At 59.3% G+C, this 21,171-nt stretch carries 19 protein-coding genes; 13 read left to right on the top strand and 6 right to left on the bottom strand.

What is annotated here, in order from left to right; genetic code table 11:
• The 7 genes from HY68_RS44590 to HY68_RS37450 all read left to right on the top strand — a co-directional run.
• Nucleotides 1-189: hypothetical protein (locus HY68_RS44590; RefSeq protein WP_206742993.1), on the top strand; the 189-nt coding region annotated here is incomplete at its 5' end.
• Nucleotides 190-221: 32 nt separating this feature from the next.
• Nucleotides 222-1,151, top strand: a complete 930-nt coding sequence (locus HY68_RS37475; protein WP_042001674.1) for an amino acid ABC transporter substrate-binding protein — start codon at nt 222-224, stop codon at nt 1,149-1,151.
• 80 nt (nt 1,152-1,231) lie between these two features.
• Complete coding sequence (locus HY68_RS37470; RefSeq protein WP_042001671.1) at nt 1,232-1,963, top strand: amino acid ABC transporter permease; 732 nt, start codon at nt 1,232-1,234, stop codon at nt 1,961-1,963.
• 5 nt (nt 1,964-1,968) lie between these two features.
• The gene (locus HY68_RS37465) at nt 1,969-2,661 is read left to right on the top strand and encodes an ABC transporter permease subunit (protein WP_042001700.1); all 693 of its coding nucleotides are present in this window, start codon (nt 1,969-1,971) and stop codon (nt 2,659-2,661) included.
• 12 nt (nt 2,662-2,673) lie between these two features.
• On the top strand, nt 2,674-3,405 hold the full coding sequence (locus HY68_RS37460; protein WP_042001668.1) for an amino acid ABC transporter ATP-binding protein: 732 nt from the start codon (nt 2,674-2,676) through the stop codon (nt 3,403-3,405).
• 55 nt (nt 3,406-3,460) lie between these two features.
• Nucleotides 3,461-4,315 carry a D-amino-acid transaminase gene (locus HY68_RS37455; protein WP_042001665.1) on the top strand — a complete coding sequence of 285 codons (855 nt, stop codon included), beginning with the start codon at nt 3,461-3,463 and terminating at the stop codon, nt 4,313-4,315.
• Between the two features lie 103 nt (nt 4,316-4,418).
• Entirely contained in the window at nt 4,419-5,681 is a 1,263-nt protein-coding gene (locus HY68_RS37450; RefSeq protein ID WP_277816797.1) for a D-amino acid dehydrogenase, read from the top strand.
• 29 nt (nt 5,682-5,710) lie between these two features.
• Here the strand turns inward: HY68_RS37450 and HY68_RS37445 are convergent, their stop codons facing one another.
• Nucleotides 5,711-5,914 (bottom strand): hypothetical protein, encoded by a 204-nt coding sequence (locus HY68_RS37445; protein WP_042001662.1) that lies wholly within the window; start codon nt 5,912-5,914, stop codon nt 5,711-5,713.
• Nucleotides 5,915-6,265: 351 nt separating this feature from the next.
• Between HY68_RS37445 and HY68_RS37440 the strand changes: the two genes are divergently transcribed.
• The 4 genes from HY68_RS37440 to HY68_RS37425 all read left to right on the top strand — a co-directional run bounded on the left by HY68_RS37440 (nt 6,266) and on the right by HY68_RS37425 (nt 11,019).
• The gene (locus HY68_RS37440; RefSeq protein WP_206742992.1) at nt 6,266-7,645 is read left to right on the top strand and encodes an ABC transporter substrate-binding protein; all 1,380 of its coding nucleotides are present in this window, start codon (nt 6,266-6,268) and stop codon (nt 7,643-7,645) included.
• A 94-nt stretch (nt 7,646-7,739) separates the two neighbouring features.
• Complete coding sequence (locus tag HY68_RS37435) at nt 7,740-8,615, top strand: branched-chain amino acid ABC transporter permease (protein ID WP_042001656.1); 876 nt, start codon at nt 7,740-7,742, stop codon at nt 8,613-8,615.
• Between the two features lie 2 nt (nt 8,616-8,617).
• Entirely contained in the window at nt 8,618-9,544 is a 927-nt protein-coding gene (locus HY68_RS37430) for a branched-chain amino acid ABC transporter permease (RefSeq protein WP_042001654.1), read from the top strand.
• A complete protein-coding gene (locus HY68_RS37425; protein WP_078864182.1) occupies nt 9,541-11,019 on the top strand; it encodes an ATP-binding cassette domain-containing protein in 1,479 nt (492 codons plus the stop codon). Before HY68_RS37430 ends, HY68_RS37425 begins: the two co-directional genes overlap by 4 nt.
• Nucleotides 11,020-11,039: 20 nt before the next feature.
• Here HY68_RS37425 and HY68_RS37420 read toward each other — a convergent pair whose 3' ends face one another.
• The gene (locus HY68_RS37420) at nt 11,040-11,780 is read right to left on the bottom strand and encodes a metallophosphoesterase family protein (RefSeq protein ID WP_042001694.1); all 741 of its coding nucleotides are present in this window, start codon (nt 11,778-11,780) and stop codon (nt 11,040-11,042) included.
• A gap of 235 nt (nt 11,781-12,015) precedes the next feature.
• Nucleotides 12,016-12,282: a hypothetical protein gene (locus tag HY68_RS37415; protein ID WP_052457559.1), complete on the bottom strand. Its 267-nt coding sequence runs from the start codon at nt 12,280-12,282 to the stop codon at nt 12,016-12,018.
• Nucleotides 12,283-12,909: 627 nt separating this feature from the next.
• On the opposite strand from HY68_RS37415, the gene HY68_RS37410 reads away from it, so the two are divergent.
• Both HY68_RS37410 and HY68_RS37405 read left to right on the top strand, forming a co-directional pair.
• The gene (locus tag HY68_RS37410; RefSeq protein WP_042001648.1) at nt 12,910-14,232 is read left to right on the top strand and encodes a UDP-glucose/GDP-mannose dehydrogenase family protein; all 1,323 of its coding nucleotides are present in this window, start codon (nt 12,910-12,912) and stop codon (nt 14,230-14,232) included.
• A 569-nt stretch (nt 14,233-14,801) separates the two neighbouring features.
• Nucleotides 14,802-16,235, top strand: a complete 1,434-nt coding sequence (locus HY68_RS37405; RefSeq protein ID WP_042001645.1) for an undecaprenyl-phosphate glucose phosphotransferase — start codon at nt 14,802-14,804, stop codon at nt 16,233-16,235.
• A 589-nt stretch (nt 16,236-16,824) separates the two neighbouring features.
• On the opposite strand, the gene HY68_RS37400 is transcribed toward HY68_RS37405, so the two are convergent.
• From HY68_RS37400 to HY68_RS37395, 3 genes are read right to left on the bottom strand one after another with little or no spacing between them, the layout of a single operon-like run.
• On the bottom strand, nt 16,825-19,083 hold the full coding sequence (locus HY68_RS37400) for a GNVR domain-containing protein (RefSeq protein WP_042001642.1): 2,259 nt from the start codon (nt 19,081-19,083) through the stop codon (nt 16,825-16,827).
• 27 nt (nt 19,084-19,110) lie between these two features.
• Entirely contained in the window at nt 19,111-19,911 is an 801-nt protein-coding gene (locus HY68_RS43225) for a hypothetical protein (protein WP_157874578.1), read from the bottom strand.
• Complete coding sequence (locus HY68_RS37395) at nt 19,851-20,996, bottom strand: acyltransferase (RefSeq protein WP_078864181.1); 1,146 nt, start codon at nt 20,994-20,996, stop codon at nt 19,851-19,853. Before HY68_RS37395 ends, HY68_RS43225 begins: the two co-directional genes overlap by 61 nt.
• Nucleotides 20,997-21,171: the final 175 nt, after the last annotated feature.

The raw sequence follows: 21,171 nt of genomic DNA, 5'->3' as shown, positions 1-21,171 counted from the left end.
GACAAGTGGACGCTGCCGTTGTCACTGGTCGCGTTCAAGGATCGCAACAACGATCATCGTTCACTGGATTTGTTCTGGTCCGAATTATGCAAGCAGGACGCCGACCACGGCGCGGCCGGTCATCGGCGATCGTCCGCGAACTCGCTCGCCAAGTCGATCGCCGAATCGGCTGGACGGGTAAGCCATTAATCGTTTGAGAGTTCTGACAGGAGGAGAGAGAGATGAAATATAATCCAAACATCGGAAAAATGATGGCCGTTGCCCTGACCGGCGCTCTGTGCGCAGGCCCCGCCATGGCGCAAGAGCTCACCGGAACGCTGAAGAACATCAAGGAAACCGGCGCCATCACCATCGGCTATCGCGATTCGTCGATTCCGTTTTCCTATCTCGACGACAACCAGAAGCCGGTCGGCTTCGCCATGGACATCTGTTATCGCATCGTCGATGCGGTGAAGAAGGAGCTGAAGCTCGACAAGCTCGAAGTGAAGCTCAATCCGGTCACCTCGTCGACGCGCATTCCGCTGCTGGCGAACGGCACCATCGATCTCGAGTGCGGCTCGACCACCAATAATGTCGAGCGTCAGAAGCAGATCTCCTTCACCAACACCCACTACCTCACGGCCAGCCGGTTCGTTTCGAAGAAATCCAGCAAGTTGAACTCGATCGACGACCTCAAGGGCAAAACAGTGGTGTCGACATCGGGTACGACCAACATCAAGCAGCTCAACGAGGCCAATACCGCCCGCAATCTCGGCATCAACATCATTCCCGCCAAGGATCATGCCGAAGCGTTCCTGATGGTCGAGACCGATCGCGCTGTCGCGTTCGTGATGGACGACATTCTGCTGGCGAGCCTTGCCGCCGGTTCGAAAGATCCCGACGCCTACGTGATCTCGAAGGACGCTTTCTCGAAGCCGGAGCCCTACGGCATCATGCTTCGCAAGGACGATCTGCCGTTCAAAAAGGTCGTCGATGCCGCGACCGCTGAGCTCTACAAGAGCCCGGAAGGCGCCAAGCTGTATGACAAATGGTTCATGCAGAAGATTCCGCCGAAGGGCCTGAATCTCAACGTGCCGATGGGGCCGGAGCAGAAGAAGGCATTTGCCCAGCCGTCGGATTCGCCCGAGCCCGACGCTTATACCGCGATGTAAAAGCCGGCGAGCCCGCGCGATGGCGTCGTCATCGCGCGGGCTCTGTTGCGGATCGATGACGTGATTGGGCAGAGGGCATCGTGAATTACAACTGGAACTGGCGCATTTTCTGGGAGCCGTCGCCGAACGGCACCGGCAACTACCTCGACATGCTGCTCTCCGGGCTTGTCCTGACCATCGAGACCGCGATCTGCGCCTGGATTCTGGCGCTGATCGTCGGCTCAATCGTCGGCGTGCTGCGCACGCTGCCATCGCGGACTGCGAACCGGTTCGGCTTCTGGTATGTCGAACTTTTCCGCAACATGCCGCTGCTGGTGCAGCTGTTCCTCTGGTTCTTCGTGTTGCCGGAACTGCTGCCGCGGTCTTGGGGACTGTGGATGAAGCAGATGTCAAACGCGCCGTTCTATACCGCTGTGATCGGAATCGGCCTGTTCATGTCGGCGCGCGTCGCCGTGCAATTGGGAGCCGGCATCAATTCATTGCCGCGCGGCCAGAAGATGGCCGGCACCGCACTCGGCCTGACCACGGCGCAGACCTATCGCTACATCCTGTTGCCGATGGCGTTCCGGATCATTCTGCCGCCGCTGACATCCGAATTCCTCAACACAATCAAGAACACGTCGGTGGCCATCACCATCGGCCTGATCGAGCTCACCGCCCAGGCCCGTGCCATGCAGGAGTTCTCGTTCCAGGTGTTCGAAGCGTTTACCGCGGCGACCGTGCTTTATCTCATGGTCAACATCGTGGTCGTGACCGCCATGCGTTATGTCGAGCGCAGTGTCGCGGTCCCCGGCTACATGACCGGGAAGTGACGGCCATGTTCGCATCCTTTGATTTTGACGTCATCCGCCGGTCACTCGGCTATCTGTTTTTCGATGGCATGACGTTCACGCTGACGCTGACCGCTCTCTCGGCGCTCGGCGGATTGATTTTCGGCACGCTGATCGCGCTGCTGCGGTTGTCGAGCTACAAACTCGCGGCCCGGATCGCGGGGCTGTACGTCGACCTGATGCGATCACTGCCGCTGGTGCTGGTGATCTTCTGGTTCTATTTCCTGGTGCCCTATATCGGCCAGTGGCTGACGGGGTCGTCCCGACCGGTCCGCGTCGGCGCATTCACATCCTCGCTCGTCACCTTCATCATGTTCGAGGCGGCGTATTTCTCCGAGATCATGCGGGCTGGAATCCAGTCGATCTCCCGCGGACAGCCCGCTGCCGCACAGGCGCTCGGCCTGACCTACGCGCAGACCATGCGTTATGTCGTTCTGCCCCAGGCATTCCGCAACATGTTTCCGCTGTTGCTGACGCAAACCATCGTGTTGTTTCAGGACACTTCGCTGGTTTATGTGCTCTCGATTCCGGACTTTCTCGGCGCTGCCAGCAAGGTGGCGCAACGCGACGGCCGGCTTGTCGAGATGTATCTGTTCGCCGCGGTCGTCTACTTCACGATTTCATTCATTGCGTCCACCGCCGTCCGGCGGCTTCAGACGCGTATCAGCATTGTCCGATAGCGAGTTCTCGTCATGATCGAAATCAGTCATGTGAATAAATGGTATGGGCCGAGTTTTCAGGTCCTCAAGGATTGCACGACCAGCGTCGCCAAGGGCGAAGTGGTCGTGGTCTGCGGTCCGTCCGGGTCCGGCAAATCCACGCTGATCAAATGCGTGAATGCGCTGGAGCCGTTCCAGGAAGGCAATATCGTTCTCGATGGCATCAAGGTGAATGATCCGGCGACCAATCTGCCCAAGCTGCGCGCGCGGGTCGGCATGGTGTTTCAGCACTTCGAGCTGTTTCCGCATCTGCGGATCATCGAGAACCTTTGCCTGGCGCAGGAAAAAGTGCTGGGGCGAAAGCACGAGGAAGCGCTGGCGAAGAGCTCAAAGCTGCTCGATCGCGTCGGATTGAAGGATCACGCCCGCAAGTTTCCGGCCGAATTGTCGGGCGGTCAGCAGCAGCGCGTCGCCATCGCGCGGGCCCTGGCGATGGATCCGATAGCCATGCTGTTCGACGAGCCGACATCCGCGCTCGATCCGGAAATGATCAGCGAGGTGCTTGACGTCATGGTTGCGCTGGCCAAAGAGGGCATGACCATGATGGTCGTCACCCACGAAATGGGGTTCGCCCGCAAGGTCGCCAACCGTGTCGTGTTCATGGACAAGGGCGAAATCGTCGAAGACGCGCTCAAGGAAGAGTTCTTCGGAAGTCCGCGCAGCGATCGTGCCCAGAGCTTTCTGGCCAAGATCCTGTCGCATTGAAATCCATCTGCCGGTCCGGTTGTCCGGGCCGATCTATCATCGAGGAGACGTCGTTGTGAGTCGTATTGCTTATGTCAACGGTTGGTTCGGTCCGTTGGAGGAGGCGCGGGTGTCCGTGCTCGATCGCGGCTTCCTGTTCGCCGACGGCATTTACGAGGTGTCGGCGGTGCTCGACGGTCGCCTGATCGACAATGACGCGCATCTGGCGCGGCTGCAGCGCTCGGTGGGCGAGATCGATCTGCCGTTGCCCGAGACGCTGCCGCGGATCAAGGAGATCCAGAAGCAGCTGATTGCTCAAAACGATCTTGTCGATGGACTGGTCTACATCCAGGTGACACGTGGTGCGGCTGAACGCGACTTCGTGTTTCCCAAGGGCGTCAAGCCGACGCTGGTGATGTTCACCATGGTGAAGGACATCGTCAATGCGGCGGCGGCGAAGACCGGCATTGCGGTCAAGACCGTGCCTGATATCCGCTGGGCCCGGCGTGATATCAAGAGCGTGGCGCTGCTGGCGCAGGTGCTGGCCAAGCAGGCTGCGGCGGAGGCTGGCTGCCAGGAAGCGTGGATGATCGAAGACGGCGCGGTGACCGAAGGCGGTTCGTCGTCCGCTTTCATCCTGACGCAAGACGATGTGCTGGTGACGCGACAGAATTCCAACTCGATCCTGCCGGGGTGCACCCGCAAGGCGGTGATGGCGTTGGCCGAAGAGAGGCAGATCCGGATCGAGGAACGCCCGTTCACGGTGGCCGAAGCGCTGGCCGCCAAGGAGGCCTTCATCACCAGTGCATCGAGCTTCGTGCAGCCGGTGGTGAAACTGGATGGTCAAACCATCGCCTCCGGCACGCCGGGCCCGATCGCGCGCCGCCTGCGCGAGATCTATGTGGAGTTCGCCCGCGCGACGGCGGACTGAAGGATACGGGCTTCGCCCGAAGACAGCGCGTTGAAACAAGGCTGAGCCTCCGTTCCGATTCCATCGAAACGGAAGATGCTCTCAATTCTCCTCGATCGGGGGCATGATGAAAGTTGCGGTTCTCGGCAGTGGCGTCATTGGCGTGACGTCTGCCTACTATCTCGCCAAGACCGGTCACGAGGTGACGGTGCTGGACCGGCAGCCCGGTGCTGCCCTGGAAACCAGTTTTGGCAATGCCGGGGAAATTTCGCCGGGCTATGCGTCGCCCTGGGCCGCGCCCGACATTCCGCACAAGGCGCTGAAGTGGCTGTTCATGAAGCATGCGCCCTTGATTCTGCGGCCGAAGCCGGACGCAGCGATGGTGGCGTGGCTGCTGCGGACATTGCTCAACTGCACCGCCGAGCGTTATGCGGTCAACAAGCGGCGCATGATGCGGCTCGCGGAATACAGCAGGGAACGGCTGATCGCACTGCGGGCGGATACCGGCATCACGTATGATGAAAGACAGCAGGGCACCCTGCAGCTGTTTCGCACCCAGAAGCAGGTCGATGCTGCGGCCAAAGATATCGAAGTGCTGCGCCGCGACGGTGTCCGCTTCGAGGTCCTCGATCCCACAGGATGCATCGGGGCCGAACCGGCGCTAACCCACGTCCGTGGGCTGATCGCGGGCGGCCTGCGGCTTCCCGATGATGAGACCGGGGACTGCTACAAGTTCACGACGCGGCTGGCGGAGCTTGCCACAACGCTCGGAGTTAAATTCCGATACGGCGTCAGGATCCAGGACATTGAGCTCAGCGGGTCAACCGTCGCCCGTGTCCGCACCAGCGCAGGCGAGGTCGTCGCCGACGCTTACGTGGTGGCGCTCGGCAGTTTCACGCCACCGATGGTGAAGTCCCTGGGCCTCAGTGTGCCGGTCTATCCGGTGAAGGGCTACTCGATCACTGTGCCGATCACCGATGCCGGTCGTGCTCCCGTCTCCACGGTGATGGACGAAACTTACAAGGTGGCGATCACGCGGCTGGGCGACCGGATCAGGGTCGGCGGCATGGCCGAAGTCTCCGGCTTCAACAACGACCTGCCGCTGGCCCGCCGTGCGACGCTGGAGCAATCGGTCAACGATCTTTTTCCGTCCAGCGGCAATCTCGGCGCAGCAACATTCTGGTCGGGGCTGCGGCCGATGACGCCTGACGGGACCCCGGTTGTGTGCCGCACCCGCATCAGCAATCTGGTGCTCAATACCGGTCACGGCACGCTGGGCTGGACCATGGCGTGCGGGTCCGGTCGCGTGGTTGCGGATCTCATCAGCGGCAAGGAGCCGGACATCGACACGTCCGATCTCGGCCTCGCGCGATATGCGAGCCCGTAGCACCCGAAGATCAATAGGGTCGGCGCGTCCTAGAACCGGCTGAGCTGGTCCTCGGTCACCACGCGCTCGAAATTCTCGGTCTTGCTTTTGATCCGATAGCGGATACGGCCGTCGGCCTCGATCGGCAGGCAGTTGACGATGGTGTAGACGCTGCGCTCGCCGTTCGCGGAACGGCCTTGCGGGCGCTGCAACTGGTGATGGACGTCCTCGTTGATCGAAAAGGTGTGTGCCATCGTTCCCTCTATGTCCCGCCACATCCATGCATTTAACGGGTGTTGTAACGGGAGTGGGCTGACAAAGCAAATTACATATTTTTCAATGCTTTATGCCTCATTTGATGCCCGCGCGGTGGAGTGCTCTCGATCACATCGCCTGAGGCGGGATGGTCGCAAAGCTGTCACTCGCCGCCATCTCCAGGGTTTGTCCGCGAGACATCGTCGAAGCCTTAAGGGCAAGGCCGATCTCCGCAGCAAAGGTGCTCCCGGTTCGCTGACAGCGTCAGTGCAATGCGCCACCAAGTTCCAAAACGGACATCAACCAACGGGTAATAGCCGCGTCTCGTGCATCGGGAAACATTCGTGATCGTGAAGGACGTCGCCTTGGTTCCGCTTGCCGGGATCATCGTCGCCGCTACAGTGCCTTCACCTAAAGGGCTGATCAAACAAGCCTTGTTTCACGGAGAGGAAACGATCATGGACGATATAGGCTCTCATATTCCCAGAAAATCATTGCGTGCCACATTTCTCGCTACCGCCGCTGGCTTGTCTTTGGGGCTGTCGGTGATGGCGTCGGGGCAGGCCCTTGCTGCCGATCCGATCAAGATCGGGGTGATTGCGGAAGCCCAGGCGATCGCCGGCGCATCGATCCCGCAGGCCGCGCAGCTGGCTGCCGATGAAATCAACGCCAAGGGCGGCATCGACGGGCGCAAGATCGAGATCGTGACCTACGACAATCACAGTTCGTCCGCGGACTCGGTTCGCGCCTTCCAGCGCGCCGTCAATGAAGACAAGGTCAATGCGGTCATCGCCAGTTACATCAGCGAAGTGGTGTTGGCACTGGAGCCCTGGGCCTCCCGGCTGAAGACGCCGTTCATCACGCCTGGCGCCGCCTCGAACGAGATCAGCCTCAGCGTCCACAAGGATTACGAGAAGAACAAGTACACCTTCCACGGCTATCTGACGTCGGCGGCACTTGCCTTGTCGGTGTGCGATGCCGCCAAGGACCTGCTGGTTGACGAGAAGAAGATGAAGACCGCGGTGATCATGAGCGAAGACGCTGCATGGACCAAACCGCTGGACGTCGGCTACGAAGAATGCCTTCCCAAGATCGGACTCAAGGTGCTGGATCACATCCGGTTCTCGCCGGATACCACGGATTTCACCCCGATCTTCAACAAGATCGAAGGCGCTAAGCCCGACGTGATCATCACCGGCATTTCCCATGTCGGGGTGCAGCCGACGGTGCAATGGAAAAATCAGCAAGTGCCGATCCCGATGCTGGGCATCAGTTCGCAGGCCACCAACAGCACCTTCGGCAAGGACACCAATGATGCCGCGGAAGGCGTGCTCTATCAGGGCGTATCCGGCCCCGCCGTCGCGGTGACGCCGAAGTCTGTTCCCTTCGCGGAAGCCTTCAACAAGAAGTTCGGCAACTATCCGTCCTATGCCGGTTATACCGCCTATGACGAAGTCTATTTCATCGCGGACGCGGTAAAACGCGCGGGCTCGACCGACGCGGACAAGATGGTCGATGCGCTGGAAAAGACCGACTGGGAGGGCACCATCGGCCGCATCCAGTTTTACGGCAAGGACGACCAGTTCACGCACTCGATCAAGTACGGCAAAGGCCTGATCACCGGCCTGATGTTGCAGTGGCAAAATGGCAAGCAGGTCAGCGTCTGGCCGAAGGAAATTGCCCAGGGCCAGCTCAAGTTTCCGAGCTTCATCAAGTTGACAACCAACTGATTGTTGTGGCGATCGTGCTCCCGGACCCGCTCCGGGAGCATATTCGTGTGTTGCTTTCCTCCAGTGACGGCTTCCGCTGCCGCAGCGATCCCTGATGCTTGTTCTGCAAATCCTGATCGACGGTTTCGCCATCAGCGCATTGTATGCGCTGGGTGCCACCGGCTTCACCCTGATCTTCGGCGTGTCCGGTGTACTCAACCTGTCGCACGGCGCCATCATGGTGTTGGCGGCGGTCGGAGCCTGGGCTGCGGCCAGTGTGCTGCATCTCAATACCTACGCCGGGGCGTTGGTCGGCGTCGCGATCGCATTGGTCGCCGCGCTTGCGACCTATTTTGCGGTGGTCCAGCCGATCCAGCGCTCGGTTCGGATTCCGAACGAAGAAAAAGAGATCTTCGTCCTCACAGGCACATTGCTGTGGGGCATCATGATCCAGGAGCTGATTGCTTATTTCTTCACCAACAATGCCAAGACCGTGCTGCCGATCGTAGAGGGCGTCATCAGCATCTTCGGCGTCCGCACGCCGCGCAACGAGATCTTCACGGCACTGGTGTGCTGCCTCGTCATCGGGCTTCTGTGGCTGCTGGTCAATCGCACTCGGACCGGCAAGGTTGTGCTCGCAGCCTCGATGAATCCGCGTGGCGTGACGTTGCTCGGTTTTGAACTGACCAACGTCTACATCGTGGTGTGGAGCATTTACGGCATTCTCGCCGGCATTGCCGGCGTGCTGCTCGGCATGTTTCTCGGCGTCAGCTCCTACAGCGTCGGCCCGCTCACGGCGAGCGCGTTCTCCATTGTCGTGCTGGGCGGTCTAGGCAGCGTTTCGGGGTCCCTGATCGCGGCCTTTGTGGTCGGATATCTCGAGACATTCACCGCCTATGTCGTTTCACCAGCCTACCGAACGATTCCGGCACTGCTGCTGCTGGTCATCGTCATGTACATCCGGCCGCAAGGCCTGCTCGGGAGGCGGTGAGGATGGGCGATATCTTCAAATCGCGGCTGTTGTGGATCGGGCTTGCCGTGGTCGTGGTGGCGGCGACGCTGCCGCTGTACGTTTCCGGTTACATTCTCGGGTTGCTGACGGTCGCCTACTATTTCGGCGTGTTTGCCATGGCATGGGACCTGCTGTTCGGTTTTGCCGGCGAGGTCAATTTCGGTCCCACCTTCCTGATCGGCGTTGGCGCCTACACCGCTGGAATCCTGAACAATCAGTATGGGCTGTCGGTCTATCTCTGCATCGTGGCCGGGGCGACCGCATCGGTGCTGGCGGGACTGATCCTGGCACTGCCGGCGTTGCGGGTTCGCGGTCCATATTTCGGACTGACCACGCTCGTTGCAGTCCTGATGCTGCAGAATTTCGTTGTCGTGTTTGCCGATCTGACCGGCGGCGAGATCGGTCTGACCATCCCCGATGTGATCACCATCAGTGCCAACATCAACTACTGGATTGCGCTCGGCTTCATGGCGATCAGCGCTGCGATCCTCTATGGCTTGTCGCAATCTCCCGTCGGGCTCATTCTGCAGGCCAGCGGACAGGATCCGATCCAGGCCGGTGCGCTTGGGTTCAATATCGTCAAACACAAGCTCGCAGCGTTCGTCGTCAGTGCATTCTTTTCCGGCCTGTCTGGTGCCCTGCTGGTGTTCTATTTCGGCACCGCGTCGGTTGGCACCGTGGTTGATGTGGCCGTTGGCGTTCAGGTGATCGTGGCGGCGGTGCTTGGCGGGCGGCGGACCGTGCTGGGCGCGGCGCTCGGAGCGATCTTCCTGATCGTCGCCGGCGAGTTTCTGCGTCCGACCGGTGAACTCGCCACTTTCATCGTTTCGACCGTGGCGCTGCTCGCCATTCTGTTCATCCCCAATGGCTTCCTCGGATATGCCTTGTCGCGAGGGGCGCGATCGTGAACAGCGCTGACAATCAACCGACCCTCGATGTTCGTGGCCTGACCAAGCGATTCGGTGGCCTGACCGCGGTCAAGAACCTCAACCTCGCCCTCCATGGTGGAGAGATCCTCGGCCTGATCGGCCCCAACGGATCCGGCAAATCCACCGCCATGAAATCGATCATGGGGATCGAGCGGCCCACCGCCGGCACGGTTTCTTTCCAGGGCGAGAACATTGCGGGGCTCCCGGCGCACCAGATCGCGCGGCGCGGTTTCGGCATGGTGTTCCAGCATTCACGTCCGCTAAATCGCCAGACCGTGCTGGAAAACATCATGGTGGCGCTGCTGCCGGACAGCCTGTTCAAGCTGTTTACCGATCGCGTGCTGATCGATCGTGCGAAATGGATTGCGGAGCGCGTCGGCCTTGCCGCCGTGATGGACCGTCGACCACCGACGCTGCCGTTCGCGGACCTGCGCCGGCTTGAACTGGCCAAGGCGATCGCGCGCGATCCCAAGGTGGTGCTGGTCGACGAGCCGTTCGCGGGATTGACGCTTGCCGAAGTCGGAACATTCTCCGAATTGATCCGCAGCTTTCGCGATGAGGGGCGTGCGGTGTTGCTGGTCGACCACAACGTCAAGAGCGTTGCGGCGCTGGTCGACCGGGTGCTGGCGATGTATCTCGGCGAAGAGATCGTCACCGGCCGTGCGGATGAGGTGATGCGCAACGAAACCGTGCGCCGGGTCTATCTCGGTGGCGCGATCGAAACCTCCGCACGCCCCGAAGCGAGCTTCACCGACAAGGTGCCGCTGCTTCAGGTCGAGAACGTCAGCGTCAATTATGGCAAGGCGCAGGCGTTGCAGGGCGTCTCCATCCATGTCCATCAGGGCGAGTTTGTCTCCGTCGTCGGCCTCAACGGCGCCGGCAAGACGACGCTGTTCAACACCATCTCGGGGCTGCTGCCTTACACCGGCGATATCGTGCGCGACGGTGAACGACTGCGCGGAACGACGCCGGCCAAGATCGCGCGCAGCGGCATTGTGCATTGTCCGGAAACCCGCGAATTGTTCGGCGAGATGACGGTTCGCGAGAACCTGGATCTCGGCGGTCAGCATCTCGACGATGCTGGACGCAAGCGTCAGCTGGAATGGCTGTTCGAGCTGTTTCCGATCTTGAAGGAGCGCCAGGGCCAGATGGCGCAGACGCTGTCCGGTGGCGAACAGCAGATGCTGGCGATCGGGCGCGCATTGATGATGCAGCCCAAAATTCTCATTCTCGACGAGCCGACGCTCGGACTTGCGCCGGTCATCCTGGAGCAGCTGTCAAAGGCGCTGACCAAACTGCGCCAGACCACGCCGATCACCGTGTTGCTCGGCGAGCAGAACGTGACCTTCGCGCTTCCTCATGCCGACCGGGTCTACGTGCTCGAGCATGCGAGAATTGTCTGGGAAGGCGATCCCGGACGCTTTGCGCAAGAGGCCGGGGAGGGGTACCTGTAAAGTCGCCGACCGGCAGGCCGTCAGACCGCGAGCAGGCGCGTTCCCTGGATCGAGAGCAGGGTCAGGTTGCCGGTTGCGTAAGCCCCGGTATCGATGTTGGCGCGATTGACCAGGATTTCCGGCGCGCGCACCGGTGTGTGGCCGTGCACGACGTATTTCCCGAAATCCTCCTGGCTGTGGAGAAACTCATCGCGGATCCACAGCAGATCTGCTTCCTGTTGTTCGGTTATCGGGACGCCGGGCCGCACGCCGGCATGGGTGAAGAAAAAGTCGCCGCAGGTGAATGTCAGGCGCAGGCGTTTCAAAAAAGTCAGGTGATCCGGTGGCATGCTGGAGACCAACTGCCTCACAAGTATCGCTTGTTCCTGGGGATCCGGGCTGAGTGTCGGCGTCAAGCCGTAGGATGTCAGGGTTTGCTGCCCGCCGACGCGAAGCCAGTCGCCGAGGCGGGAGGGATCGCGGATGACATCCATCAGGAAAGCTTCATGGTTGCCGCGCAGGAGCACAGTATTTCTATGGCGGCTTCGCTTGATCAGAAGATCGAGCGTCGCACGGGAGTCGGGGCCGCGGTCGATATAGTCGCCGAGGAAAACTTCAATTGCGTGATGAGGGGGGCTGTGGGCCATGTCGGCATCGATCACCGCCAGCATCTCCGCGAGCAGATCGGCGCAGCCGTGGATATCGCTGAGTGCGTAGATTCGGACGCCGTCCGGCAAGCTTGGCTTGGTCGTTGGTTTGCGTGGTCGCAGGATCGACAGCATTGAGAGATGGATTCTCGACAGGCGGGCCCAAATGATAAGGACCAACGGCCTGAGAAACCCGGTCCTTTAAAGGCAGTCCGGCGCTTGTAGTCTAACGACGAAGTGTTTCAACTGCGAGGGTCTTGAGCCGCGGCATGGCCAGTCCGGTTGCCATGATTGCCCGCCAATGCCATGATTTTGGCATAGCCTGACCGCCAAGTGCGCGGGAATTCGGTCGCCTCGCGCCTTGTGTCGATCAGCGAAGGGTGGGGCTGCCCAGGAAGGGCAAGCGGACACCGCCGCCAAGTGACACGAGGGTCGGCCTCAGGAGCAGGGTGCAGACATAGCCGAGCTGCAGCGATGATGCGAACACCACGATGGCCAGCGTTGTCTCGGACCAGCTGGCGGTGAGGGTGGCCAGGGCCACAGAGCCGACGAAAATGATCGGAAACAGGATAAAAACCCTGAAGCGCATGCCAGCAAGCGCTCCGATCAAGCCGCTGCAAATCGCCAGAACAACCATCTTCCGAGCCCCCGGGAACTGCCGGGAGAATGCCCCTGAAAAGCTAAAAAGAATTTAAGATCAATCCTTTACAGATTGTCACTGAGGCTGTTCGAAAGCGACGGATCGTGGCAACCACGATCAGGCTGAGCATCACTCTACCACTCGCATTGATGGGGACCGTCGCTCATCCGGATCGTGGTTGGCGTGCACGCGATGTCTCTGGACTCAATGTTGCATGTTGCATCTCAAGTTCCGGAATCGATGTTGCTCCTGGAAACGATCGCGACCTGATCGATCCTTGCCACAGTTGGGCGTCGTGCCTTCATGCATGTGAGGGCGCGCGCCAATGCATCGCGTGAAAACGTTGATGCGTCGCGTGAGGACGTGTTCGTGACGCAAGTCAGTCAGGCAGTCGGCGTATGTCGCGAATATGAAATGCTGCAAAAAAATGTTTCAACGTTCTCTCGCCATAACAACATGTCGTTTGCGGTCGATGAGAACATCGATTGTGTCGCACGTCGCTCATCATGATCGTCTTTGACGAGAGGTTGCGAATTTTGACCCGTCTCTTGCATTGATTTAATCTTCTGGTTGGGTCATGCGTCGGACGAAACATCTGATATCGATCAGGAAGGTGCTCAATTCATGCGCATAGTTGTCGTTGGAACAGGTTATGTTGGTTTGGTTTCGGGCGCTTGCTTTGCAGATTTTGGGCATCACGTTACATGTGTGGATAAGGACGAGGCAAAGATCTCGTCGTTGAAGCGGGGCGAGATTCCGATCTTCGAGCCGGATCTGGATCGTCTTGTCCAAAGCAATATGCACGCCGGGCGTCTCGTGTTTACGACCGAGCTTTCGAGCCATGTTGCTGAAGCGGACGCTATCTTTATCGCCGTTGGAACACCGTCGCGTCGCGGCGATGGCCACGCTGATCTCAGTTATGTCTATGCGGCTTCGCGCGAAATAGCCGCTGCTGTGAAGGGCTTTACGGTCGTGATCACCAAATCGACGGTGCCTGTCGGCACCGGCGACGAAGTTGAGCGCATCTTTATGCAGGTCAATCCATCTGCCGACATCGCAGTCGCCTCAAACCCCGAATTCCTGCGTGAAGGCGCTGCCGTTCGCGACTTCAAGCACCCGGATCGCATTGTGGTGGGCACCGATGACGAGCGCGCACGCAAGGTGATCGGTGAGATCTATCGGCCGCTGTATCTCAATCAGGCTCCGGTCATGTACACCGGGCGCCGCACCGCCGAGCTGATCAAATATGCAGCCAATGCCTTCCTGGCCACCAAGATCACATTCATCAACGAAATTGCTGACCTGGCCGAAAAAGTCGGCGCGGACGTGCAGGAAATCGCTCGCGGAATCGGCCTCGACAATCGAATCGGATCGAAATTTCTCCATGCCGGTCCGGGGTTTGGCGGCTCCTGCTTCCCCAAGGATACCCGCGCGCTGATCAAGACGGCTCAGGATTACGACGCTCCGTTGCGGATCGTGGAAGCGGTCAACTCCGTCAACGATACGCGTAAACGCGCGATGGCCCGCAAGGTGGCTGCACCTTTCGGCGGCAATCTTCGGGGCAAGGTGATCGCTGTTCTCGGGCTGACATTCAAACCCAATACCGACGACATGCGTGAAGCGCCGTCGATTCCGCTGATTACTGCCTTGCAGGATATGGGAGCGACAGTTCGCGCGTTCGATCCCGTCGGGATGGATCAGGCTCGCGTCGAGATGCCGGATATCCAGTATTGCGAGGATGCTTATCGATGCGCTGATGGGGCCGATGCGCTGGTCATTGTGACCGAGTGGGAGCAATTCAGGGCGCTCGATCTCGACCGCCTGAAGCGCGAGATGGCTTGTCCTGTCGTGGTCGATCTCCGCAATGTCTACACGTCGGAAGAGCTGACAAAGCGCGGCTTTCTATATCAGAGCATCGGACGCGCCAGCGAACCGGTGACCAGGTGATCTCCATCCGGGGGCATCGAAGGCCTGGTGCCTGAGGAAAGTCCTGCTCGTGGACGGTGAGAGCGTCGCTCTCGGCCCCCCTACACTTCGTGAAGGGCTCGTCGCTCGCTGGATATTAAATCTGTTGAAACACTTTTCATGTCTGCGAATCATTGATTCGACGCGGCGCGATGGTCGTGCTTGCGCTGTTTGTCGGCGACATGCCGTTTTGATGATCGCGGGCGCGATAATTTTTTGAGCATGCACGCGAGCAGTCGCGTGCTGCGTTCGCTGCTTGCTTCAAACGTGCGCAGCAAAGCGTATTTTGCGAACGTCAAAAAAACAAAATGAAAAATTGAAATGAGAATGTGACACGTGTGTGCGAACTACATGCGCACGCCGCAGCGCCGCAATGCGAAAAAGAATTACCATTTGGTGGTGCAGTGCCACATTGTCGCTGCGATCAACTCATAGTCTTTGCGCTTGATCACGCCATGATCGTCGACTGCGTTACCTCACAGAAATTCTCGTTAAAGGAGCAATCTTTCGTTCGATAGATGGACGGTTGTGCATTTGGAGAGAGACGAGAGATGTCTGCAGTCACCTACGGTTCTGAAAGTTCCTACTCAACATCGACGATAGCCAGCCGTAATGCGGCGATGCATCGTCCGTTCCAAATATTCCTCATCCTGGGTGATTTCTTTCTCATCTCGCTGAGCTATCTGGCCGCAAATGCCGTGTATCAGCTTGCGGTCGGAGCAGAGCGTGATGTCTCTGCCGGCGCCGGCTTGATCGTAGCGACGGTGTTCATCGTTGCGGCCTATCTGCAGGATGTCTACGGCGCTCATCGCTTGCTCAGTCTCACATGGCAGTTGCGCAAGGTAGCGTTCGCCTGGATGCTGTCCTTGGCGATTCTGGCCGCTGCCGCATTTCTGCTGAAATCGACGTCGGATTTTTCGCGGGGAACCATCCTGCTGTTTGCGCTCACTGGCTTGGTCGGCTTGTGCGGGCATCGCATCGTCTGGCGTTTTGGTTTTGCGTCGGCTTTCGCCCGAGAGCGCTTGATCGATCGCAAGGTCGTGCTGCTGAGCCTAAAGTCGCTTGATTTTACGTCGAACCGCTTCAAGGACTTGCGCAAGCACGGGTTCGACGTGGTGCGCCACTTTGTGATCAGCACGCCCCATGATGGAGATGCATGGGAAAACGAGATCCGCGACGTGATTCGCCAGTCGCGGGCGACGGACGTCGACGAGTTCCTGCTGGCGATCGATTGGAACGAATTGCCGGTGTTGCAAAAACTAAGCCAGCGGCTTCGCGTTGTTCCGCAACCGATCCGTCTTCTACCCGATTTTCCGATTGCAGACCTGGTGTCGCGGCCGTTCCTTCCGGTCAGTGGTACGATGGCGATCGAAATTCAGCGGCCGCCCCTGAGCATATTCGAACGAGCCCAGAAACGTTGTCTCGATATTGGACTCGCGTCCATCGCGCTGTTGACACTGGCACCTCTGTTGTTCGTGGTCTCGATCCTGATCAAGCTTGACTCGGCTGGAACCGTGATCTTCCGGCAGTCTCGCCGCGGCTTTAACGGAAAGCCGTTTGAAATCTGGAAGTTCCGCAGCATGACTGTGGCCGAGAACGGCGCTGTCGTGACTCAAGCGACCAAAGGCGATGCGCGCGTGACCAGAGTTGGCCGCTTCCTGCGAAAATCGAGTATCGACGAGCTGCCTCAACTCTGGAATGTGCTGCGTGGAGAGATGTCGCTGGTCGGCCCGCGTCCGCATGCGCTCGCTCACGACAATTATTATGACCAGGTGATCGAGAAGTATGTCTATCGCCACCACATGAAGCCGGGTCTTACCGGCTGGGCGCAGGTGAATGGCTTCCGCGGTGAAACACCGACCATCGACCTGATGGAAAAGCGGGTCGAATACGATGTGTGGTACGTCAGCAACTGGAACATTTGGCTGGATATCAGGATCATCATTCGGACTGCACTGTCGCTGATGTATCAGGACGCCTACTGACGCGGCGAGGGGATCCATCAGGCTGTGTTCCCGAGAGCCTGCTGGACGCCTCTAGCGAATGTCCCTCTTGTTCTCCACACGCTACTCGGTCGTATCCTGCACCCGGCTGTATCGAGCTGCCGTGGCGCCACGGACGATCGACTGCCACGTGCCCGCCCGGACCCGCACCTCGACACAACGCCTTCCGTAGAGCCGTGCTGGAGCGATCAGGCGTGCCTTCGTTAGATCGTGGCTGTCCGCTTCTGCAGACCCGATCAATGCACGGCGGGCTCGCCGAGTCGTTAAGGTGCGGGAAGCTTTGAGGCCAGCCACCTGAGCCTCCCGGCAAGGGAGCAATCGTCCCCAGCCCAGCGTTTGTCGCTGCCGGATCGCGCCACGACGTCAATACTCTAGGTGTCGCTGGGGTCAATCGCGCAGGCGAGGTGTGCTCCCGGCTTGCCACAGCCAAACAAAGTCCGCTGCCGAGGTGACGTCGAGGAGAGGGCCACTTAGAGGGAGCCCAGCAGGGATGGATTGGCCTCGCTCCGCTCACGAGAGGCCCACCGCGGGGCCTCTGGCGGCGTTGGCTGTCGCTGCACGAGAGGAGGCCTCAGGCCTCCACGTAGTACCGATTGTAGTGCGCGCCCTTGTAGGCTTCGATGCGTTTGAGCATCTTCGGGTTGGCCTTGCTGAGGACGGCGCCGAGGATCTTTTTCTGGATTGCCTCGGAGCTCGAGAGCGATTCCTGCACGGCGCTGCGTGTGGTCTGTCCCCATTCGATCACATACACCATGCCGTCGATCAAATGGCTGACCGCTTTCGCATCGGTGACCGGCATGACGGGGGCCAGATCGATGAAAATGTAGTCGTAGTGTTCGCGGGCCACGGCGAAGACGTCAGCCATCGCCTTCGAAGCCATGACATCGGCCGAGTTGATCATGCGGGAAACAACGAAAGAGGGCAGGAAGTCGAGACCTGTCTCCTTGCTGCGCTGGACGTGCCGGGCGAGTTCCCGCGGATCCCGCAGCGCCTCCAGCAGACCGGTCTTGGCATTGGGAGCGAGTTCCCGCGTCAGGGAGCGGGTGTGGAGATCGCCGTCGATCAAGAGCGTGCGGTGCCCGGTCAGCGCGGTCAGGTGGCCGAGATTGGCGGCAATCGTGGTCTTTCCCTCCTTGGGGAGCGACGACACGATGCCGACGATCTTGACGTCCCGCGTCAGCCGCGTGACGTCGATAGAAACCTTGATATTGCGCAATGTCTCCGCAAAGCGGGAGAACGGTCGATCGACGACATAGCTCGACAGCGAAGGTTGCTGCCGGGCGGCGTCCTTATCGGTCGCCATGACCAGGGCCCGCGCCTTCTGTACGCCTGATCGGTCCGGGCTGATATCGGGCAGGGTGCCAAGGCACTTGATGCCGAATTCATCCTCGATATCGGCCGGTGTGCGAACGAAGTCGTTGAGAAGCTCCCGCGCGAAGGCGGCGCCGGCGCCGAAGCACAGGCCCCCGACGATACCGCCGATGAGGAACAGCAGCGTCTTCGGTGAGCTCTTCTTGTCGGGCTTGGTCGCCGTGCTGATGACACGGGCTTCGCTGATCGGGAAGCTCTCCTTCTGGGTGGCCTGCTGCAGCTTGTCCAGGAACGTGTTGTAGAGATTGCGATAGGTGTCCGCAGCGCTTTCCAGGTTGCGCAGCTTGACCTGCGCCTGGCCGCTGGTGCCCGCCTGATTGACCAGGCTGTTCATATTGCTTTCGAGCGAGCTCTCGCGGCTTTTGGCGATCTCGTACTCGCTGCGATAGGAATCGGCGATGCGCCGGACCTCATCCGCGATCGATTTTCGCGTTTCGTCCATGCGGCTCGCCAGGTTGATCGAGGCCTGGTGATTTTTCCCGTACTTGTTCGACCAGTCAGCATACTGCGCGGCGAGATCGAGATACTGGGCGCGAAGCCGCGTGATGACGGTGTTGCTGAGAGCGTCGGTAACCGTCGGCTGGGCGAGATCCTTGTCAGAGACGGCGTCGATCCGGTCGAGGCGCGCCTTGGCTTCCGCGGTCGCGGCGCGCGCCTGGATCAGCTGGGTGGTGACATCGCTCAGCTGCTGCTCGCTCATCAGGCCGCGGCTGGTGCCGACGATGTTGTTTTCGGCCTTGAAGGTCTGAACGGCGCGATCGGCCTCGGTGGCTTGGTCGCGCAACTCCAAACTCCGCTGCTGCAGCCATTCGCTGGCCCGCTTGGTGGATTGGTACTTGGCTTCCAGCGCGCCGACGATGTAGGCGTCGGAGATGGCATTGGTGATCCGGGTCGCTTTGTCCGGGTCGATCGAACGAAAGCTCACGGACAGAACGTAGGTCGTCAGGACGCGCTCGACCTTGAGGTTTTTTTGCAGGGCCTGGACCGCGGTTCGTTCGAGCTTGTCCTGCGACGGCGGTCCGTCGCTGCTGCTGAACAGATTGAGAACGGTTCCAATGACGGTCGAGATGATGCTGGGCTCGGCGCCGGTGAATTCCGGATCCTGAGTGAGTTTGAGTTTGCGCACAACGGACAGGATGAGGTCGTCCGAGTTCAGGATTTCCACCTGGCTGTCGACAAAGCCGGGATCGATCAGGGTGCTGTTGATTGCACTGCCACTGTCCTTGTCCACGACCTGCGGCTGGCGCGTATCCATCAGGATCCGCGCATTCGCCGTGAACATCGGCGTGGCCGTCATCAGATAGATCAGCACGAGCGCGAGCACACCGCCCGCAATTGTGGCGATCAGTGGCCATTGTTGACGCAGGATGGCGACAACACGTTCAACGCTGAGCACTGTCCCGCCGATGGCGAGACCGGATTTGTGCTGCGGATGAAATTCAACTCGAGGTTGATACATTGGTCAGTTCGATGTGTCCGATAATGATCATTGTGGGAGAGGCAGACTGGCAAACGGGTCGGCGATTTCAGTGTTCCATTCCCCGGAAAACAACTTGCCGCCCGCCGGTTTGGCCGGTGGGGCGACGGGTTTTCCTGTCGTGTACTGAGGAATGGGCTCTTCGCTCACCGCGACGTAGCCGGCAAGCACAGCGTTGTCCCTGAGATCGCGAACGAAATCGCGAATCTTGCGTGCATATGCCGGTTGGGGTGTCAGGCACTGCATCTCGGCGTGGCGCAGGCCCGAACCAATTCCGCGTCGGTTGGCGGCCGGTGCCACCGCCACCAGCTTACGAATCACGGGCAGCAGATCGGGATCGCTGACCAGATAACCGGTGACCTTGGAATCGATCTTGCTGTTGTCATTCCGCGCTGCCTGCAGTGGCAGTGTAGGATCGTCGGAGAACAACTGACGCTCGAGCGCGGGCACTTGTTCGCTGAACGGCACGCATTGTGCGTGGCTGATTCCAACACTCGCCACAAACAGGACGCTCGCCGTCATAAGCAAACGACCTGTCGCAGTCAGACATCTTCGAAGCGTGACCATGAATATCCGCTGTTCGGGTTGTCTTCGTAGCGAAAGTTCGAATGAGTCACCGTAGTCACAGACTATGTCAAATCTTTGTGCGGTGCAATAAAGTGCCGGCAGCGAAGCTTGTTTCAACAGAAATGAAAACAACTCATCACCTGCAGTTTGCTGCGTCGAGACAATGGATGCTCGGTTTTTGATCACGCTATGCGCGAGGGTTCGGTGACGCTCGGAATTGGTCTCGGCGCGTTCTGCACCCATCGCTTGAGCTTGAGTGCCGGTTTTTCAATCAGATGCCAGGACAGGAAAGCAACTCCGAACGTAATTGCGACGGCGAGCCCAAAGACTGTCCACCAGTTCCGATAGCCGGGAAGAAATTCGACAATCGCCTGCTGAATCGGAAACGCATAGAGATAGAGACCGTAAGAATAATCTCCTCCCTGCAAGAGTTTTACGGGTGGAAATCGCATCATGCCGATCGACACCATGATGTACATGTTGACCAGCGGCAGCAGGACAAACGTCGTTTGCGGCGTTTCCATCAGCACATAGGCGCCTGCGAGTGCGATCACGAGCAGCGGCACATTGATGACGATAATGTGGCGCCAGTGGTACGTCAGAATTCCGGTCAGGAAGTAATAGATCAGCACCTGGCTTCCGTAGATGCCGTGCAATTCGAATTTACTTGTCGCCAGATTGTAGGCAGCGAGCGCGATTGTGACGGCAACCCAAAGCAGGGTGGTTTTCAATCGGCTATAGGCAATTCCGGAGAACATCAGGCCTGTCATCAGGACGTAGGACAGAAGTTCCGGATGCAGCGTCCAGAGGCTCTTGTTCACGATTCCCGACGCGGGATTGTGCTCGAAGACCCCGGGCAGCTCAAAGTGAATCCAGCCGATGATGTTGCCGAAATATTTGAGAAATCTGACATCGCTGACGTAGTCGGAGATCGGCACGGTTGTCAGCAGCGGGCCCAGGATCAGCGCTGATAGCGTGATCTCCACAGTCAGGGCCGGAAAAATCCGCAGCGCTCGAAAGGCAAGGAAGACTTTCAGGCTTCGTGATCGCAGCGCGCTTCCGGCGACAAGAAATCCGCTCAAGCCAAAGAAAATCGGCAATGTCGCGGCCCAGATCGGATGTGACCATCCTGTGGCGAGAAAGCGCGACTCGGGAACTCCGTAAGCCGTATGGAACGAGTGCAGCAGGATGACCAGCAACGACAGAACAATTCGCAGCAGATCGAACCCAGGTCCGGTGCCGCGATGCTGATCCATGATTTCCAGTGCGGTGGGTCCGGAAAACCACCTTCTGACGGAGTTCAGGCCCGCCGTCGCAACCTGCTTCATCAATTGTTCCCGTTCGCTTGGCAAAGAGTAGGCATGACCGCAGTCTCAACTCAATCCACATTTACTGTGCGTTGTGATCAGCAAACGAGCATCGTCGCCGGCCTCAATATCGCAAGATAGATGACATGCGCGTGTCGTGATCAATGTGCGAGGAGGAGATGCAGGACTTGTAGCT

This window comes from Streptomyces sp. AcH 505 (assembly GCF_000818175.1).
Classification (GTDB): domain Bacteria; phylum Actinomycetota; class Actinomycetes; order Streptomycetales; family Streptomycetaceae; genus Streptomyces.
Note: the sequence above shows the minus strand (reverse complement) of the source record. Positions and strands in the feature narration are given on the sequence as shown.